Consider the following 451-nt stretch of genomic DNA (forward strand, 5'->3'; position numbering starts at 1 on the left):
GGATAATATAGGCAACTATTCTTTTCGCTGAATGTGCCAACGTAATGAACACTATGAGCAATCCAGACTTGTTTTATCACGACAGTGTTAGCTATGGCAGTGCTAACAGTGACGCCAAAGCTCGGCATGAGCTTGAGGCGCATTTCGGCTCAGACAACAATGAGCCACGCTACAGTGATTTGTATGAGCAGATAGACCAACTCGAAGCCATCGATGTGGACGAGCTGATGAAACTGCTCGCGGATGAAGGCAATGGAATAACAACAACGCCTGTCACTTTTGCTGATTTTTTTGAAGGATTGGCGCAGTTGGCGACGACGGGAGTGGTCGAGATCACTGAGATTGTAGAAGCCATCCACCGCGAAGTTATCTTGCGTCCTTTGGGGCGTTTTAACGAAGGCAATGTTAACAATTGGCAACGTGGTATCACCGGACGCATCTATGGCACGAT

Annotated in this window: 1 protein-coding gene; it reads left to right on the forward strand. The window is 47.7% G+C overall.

Annotated features, from left to right (window positions below; translation table 11 throughout):
* Window positions 1–44 precede the first annotated feature (44 nt).
* The coding region (locus AAEZ03_RS25930; protein ID WP_350582590.1) for a hypothetical protein at window positions 45–451 on the forward strand (407 nt) is incomplete at its 3' end.

Origin of the sequence: Pseudomonas sp. HY2-MNA-CIBAN-0224, from assembly GCF_040310285.1 — a bacterium.
Lineage (GTDB): Bacteria > Pseudomonadota > Gammaproteobacteria > Pseudomonadales > Pseudomonadaceae > Aquipseudomonas > Aquipseudomonas helleri.